Annotated in this window: 2 protein-coding genes and 1 pseudogene; all 3 read left to right on the top strand. The window is 72.2% G+C overall.

Features of this window, described 5'->3' with window-relative positions:
• Positions 1 to 80: 80 nt before the first annotated feature.
• Positions 81 to 569, top strand: a complete 489-nt coding sequence (locus D7Y11_RS41840; protein ID WP_121751570.1) for a MerR family transcriptional regulator — start codon at positions 81 to 83, stop codon at positions 567 to 569.
• A complete protein-coding gene (locus tag D7Y11_RS45305; RefSeq protein WP_126936452.1) occupies positions 566 to 3,280 on the top strand; it encodes a VIT domain-containing protein in 2,715 nt (904 codons plus the stop codon). The genes D7Y11_RS41840 and D7Y11_RS45305 overlap by 4 nt, the downstream gene beginning before the upstream one ends.
• 101 nt (positions 3,281 to 3,381) lie before the next feature.
• Positions 3,382 to 4,046: pseudogene (locus tag D7Y11_RS41850) on the top strand (hypothetical protein); the annotation flags it as partial.

The raw sequence follows: 4,046 nt of genomic DNA on the forward strand, positions 1-4,046 counted from the left end.
CCCCTGCATCCCGACACCATCACTGATAAATCGCCACCGACTTCTTGACACCACAACTGTCACAACCTACTGTCAGGTTCGTGAGCACGCCCAAGACACAGACGGAGTGGAAGCTGACCGCGCTGGCGGAGGAGGTGGGCATCTCGCCGCGCACGGTCCGCTATTACGTCCAGCGGGGCCTCCTGCCCGCACCGCCCTTCAAGGGGCCGGACACGGTCTACGGAGAGGAGCACCGGGTGCGGCTCAAGGCCATCCGGGTGCTCCAGGCGAGGTTCCTGCCACTGGACGCCATCCAGGCGGAGCTCTTGCGGTTGTCGCCGGAGGAGCTGCGCCGGCTGGCGGAGTCGCCGGTGGGCTCGGGGACGTTGCCGGTACCGGAGGACGCCCTCCGGATGCCCCCGAAGCGGCCGGGAAAAGACCCGACGGTGGAGGTGGCGCGTTACCAGCGCTGGCTCCTGGCGCCGGGGTTGGAATTGCACGTGTCGGAGCAGGCGGAAGCGAAGGTCCGGGCGCTGGCCGAGCGGGTGCGCGCCCTCATCGAGGAGTTCCAGGAAGGAACGCGGTCATGAACGAGCAGGCGAAGTGTGGGCTGTTCACGCGGGACGGGGCCCAGGTGCCCCTGCAGGGAGTGGAAGTCTCCGGTGAGCTGCTCGGGGGGCACGCGCGGGTGCGCGTGACGCAGCGCTACCGCAACGACGAGAAGAAGCCGGTGGAGGCCATCTACACCTTCCCCCTGCCCTCCGACGCGACGCTCAGCGCCTTCTCCATGACGTGCGCGGGCCGCCGCGTGGCCGGCGTGGTGAAGGAGCGCGAGGCGGCCTTCCGCGCCTACGACGACGCCATCACCGAAGGACACGGCGCGGCGCTGCTGGACCAGGAGCGCGCCAACGTCTTCACCGCGCAGGTGGGAAACCTGCTGCCGGGTGAGGAGACGCTGGTGGAGGTGGAGTTCCTGCAGACGCTCACCGCGGAAGAAGGCAGCGTGCGCTGGATGCTGCCCACGCTGGTGGCGCCCCGGTACATGCCCGGCGCGGTGCACGGCGACCGCACCGGCCACGGCAGCGCGGCCCCGACGACGCGAGTGCCGGACGCGGACCGCATCTCCCCGCCCACGAGCATGAACGTGGACTACGGGCTGCGCATGGACCTGCTCATCGACGTGGGCCGTGACGTGGTGGTGGAGAGCCCGTCCCACCGCATCACCGCCACCAAGGACGGCACCCGCACGCGGGTGACCCTGCAGCGCGATTCGTTCCTCAAGGACTTCGCGGGCAACGAGGTGGCGCTGGACCGCGACGTGGTGCTCACGATGCGCAACGCCAACCCGGACGTGATGCTCACGCCCGTCGTCACCCACCGGAAGGCGGAAGGCCCCGGCACGTTCGCGCTCACGGTGGTGCCGGACCTGCTGAACCTGGCGACGACGCCGCCCCGGCAGGAGGTGGTGTTCGTGGTGGACACGTCCGGCTCCATGGACGGCGACAGCCTGCCCCAGGCCCAGGCCGCGCTCCGGCTGTGCCTGCGCCACCTGCGTGAAGGCGACCGCTTCAACGTCATCGCGTTCGAGAACTCGTTTCGCTCCTTCTCTCCGCAGACGGTGCAGTTCACCCAGCGCACGCTGGAGCAGGCGGACGCGTGGGTCGCGGGGCTGAGGGCCTACGGCGGCACGGAGCTGCTGGAGCCGATGGTCACCGCGATGAAGGCCGCGCCGGACGGCGTGGTGGTGCTGCTGACGGACGGCCAGGTCGGCAACGAGAACGAGATCCTCGAGGCGGTGCTCGCGGCGCGCGGGACGGGGCGGGTGTTCTCGTTCGGCATCGGCACCAACGTGAGCGACGCGCTGCTGCGCGACCTGGCGCGCCGCACGGATGGCGCGGTGGAGTTCATCCACCCGGGAGAGCGCATCGACGAGAAGGTGGTGGCGCAGTTCTCGCGGGCACTCGCGCCGCGCGTCACCGACCTGGAGGTGCGCTTCGACGGTGTGGAGGCCAGCGAGCTGGCGCCGGCCACGCTGCCGCCGCTGGTGGATGGCACGCCGTGGACGCTCTTCGGGCGCTATGCGCAGGCGGGCACGGGCAGCGTGACGCTGAAGGGGAAGTCGGGCCGTGAGCCCTTCTCCCTCACGGTGCGGTTGGATTTGCCCGCGCAGTCGGACCGGCCGGTGGTGGAGAAGTTGTGGGCCGCCGAGCGCATCCGGGGCTGGATGGACGCGGGGCTGGTGGGCCGGCGCGCGGAGGCGATGAAGGAGCGCATCGTCCGGCTCGCCGTCGAGCACCAGCTGGCCACGCAGTACACGTCCTTCGTGGTGGTGGAGGAGCGCCAGGGCGACCGCCGTGCATCCGGCACGCCGGACACGCGCGTGGTGCCGGTGAACGCGCCCGCGGGCTGGAGCATGTTCAACCAGGCCGCTCGGGACATGGACGACGAAGACGTGCCGGAGGGCGGGCTCGCGGACGCGCTCGCGCCGGCGACGCGGCCCGTGATGAAGCGACGGGTGGCTTCGAAGTCGATACCCGCGCCCGGAGGGGTCAGCCGTTCCCGGGGCGGCGCGGTCCCCCCGCCGCCTCCGAGCCTGTCCGCGCCCTCCCCTGCGCCCGCGCGCGACCTGGGGCCGGAGCCCACCACCGGGTCCTCCTTCCAGGCGGAGTTCGCGGATGGCTCCGGGCCCGGGGGCGCCAGCGCGCCCATGGAGCGCAGGGAGCAGGAGTCCGCGAAGAGCGCGAAGAAGGACAAGGGCGGGTTCTTCGACCGGCTGATGTCCGCCGCGAAGCCGCGCAAGGACGCCGCCATGCAGGGCGCCCCGGAGCTGGAGCGCGTCGTCAAGGAGAAGGCGGAGGTGGTCTACGAGCAGGAGGAGGAGTCCCTTCCGCTGTCCGTGGCGGAGGCCTCCATCCCCACCGAGGACGTGGGCGGCATCCTGGGCCAGCAGTTGGCGAACGGGCTGTGGGCCGGCACGGGTGAAGGACCGGAGCCGGTGCGTCAGGCTCGCGCCACCGCGCGGGTGCTGTTGGTGCTCCTGCGCGAGGGCATCACCAGCAGCCACCCGCTGCACGGCGCGCAGGTGAAGAAGGCCGTGGACGCGCTGCTCGCGCTGGCCTCGCAGCTGGGCCAGGCGCCGGACGTGGCGGAGCTGGCGCTGGGCGTGGCGTGGCTGGTGGCGGCGGGTCCGCGTACGCGGGGCCGCATCGAGCAGGCCGCGAAGCCCCTTCCGGGTCTGGACGGGCGGCTGGGGGACATGGCCGCGCTCCGCCAGCACATGGAGACGTTGGCGACGCGGTAGGCCGCCGCGTGGCGTCACCCGGGCCCCGGGCCTCCTTTCCAGGAGGACCGGGGTCCCGGGTCTCCCGTCTTTCCGCGGGGGTGACTAGGGTGGGAGCCTGCATGGTCCTCGCGCCCTTCTTCCTGGCCGTCCTCGTCGCAGCGCAGCCCGGTCCTTCGCCCCGGGAAGGCGCGGCGCCTCCCGCCGTCACGTCCTCGGGCTCCGTCTCCGCGCCACCGCTCGTGGCGAGTGACGAAGCCTGCGCCGCCGAGTCCGACTACGCGGCGGGCTTCGACGCGTTGGTGCGCGGACAGGAGGCGCAGGCCCTGGAGTTGTTGGAGCGCGTGATGCAGGTGTGCCCCGGGCATCCGTACGCACCGGAGCTGGCGCGGCTGGCGCGGACGCGGATGGAGCCGGGCGCGCGGCTGGCGCAGGACACGCTGGCGCGGCCGGTGGTGGCGGAGCCAGGGGTGACTTCGAAGGAGGGACCGTCGCAGCAGGCCCGGGCGTCGTTGACCGTCGTGCAGACGCTGCACGGCATCACCCAGGGCGTCATGCTGTGCTCCATCTCCAACTGCCAGGACGGGCGCGCGTACGTGGCGGTGGCGCTCCTGGGCGGCGGCGCGGGGGCGGCGATTTCGATGCTCGCCACCCGGAGCGGGCTGACGCGGGGCCAGGCGGCGGCCATCAACTCCGGCACGGTGTGGGGCTTCGGTTATGGCCTGGCGTCCCAGAGTTCGTTCGACCTGGAGGGGGAGAGCGCCACGGGGGCGGTGATGGTGGGGGC

Source organism: Corallococcus sp. AB018, from assembly GCF_003986945.1.
GTDB lineage: Bacteria > Myxococcota > Myxococcia > Myxococcales > Myxococcaceae > Corallococcus > Corallococcus exiguus.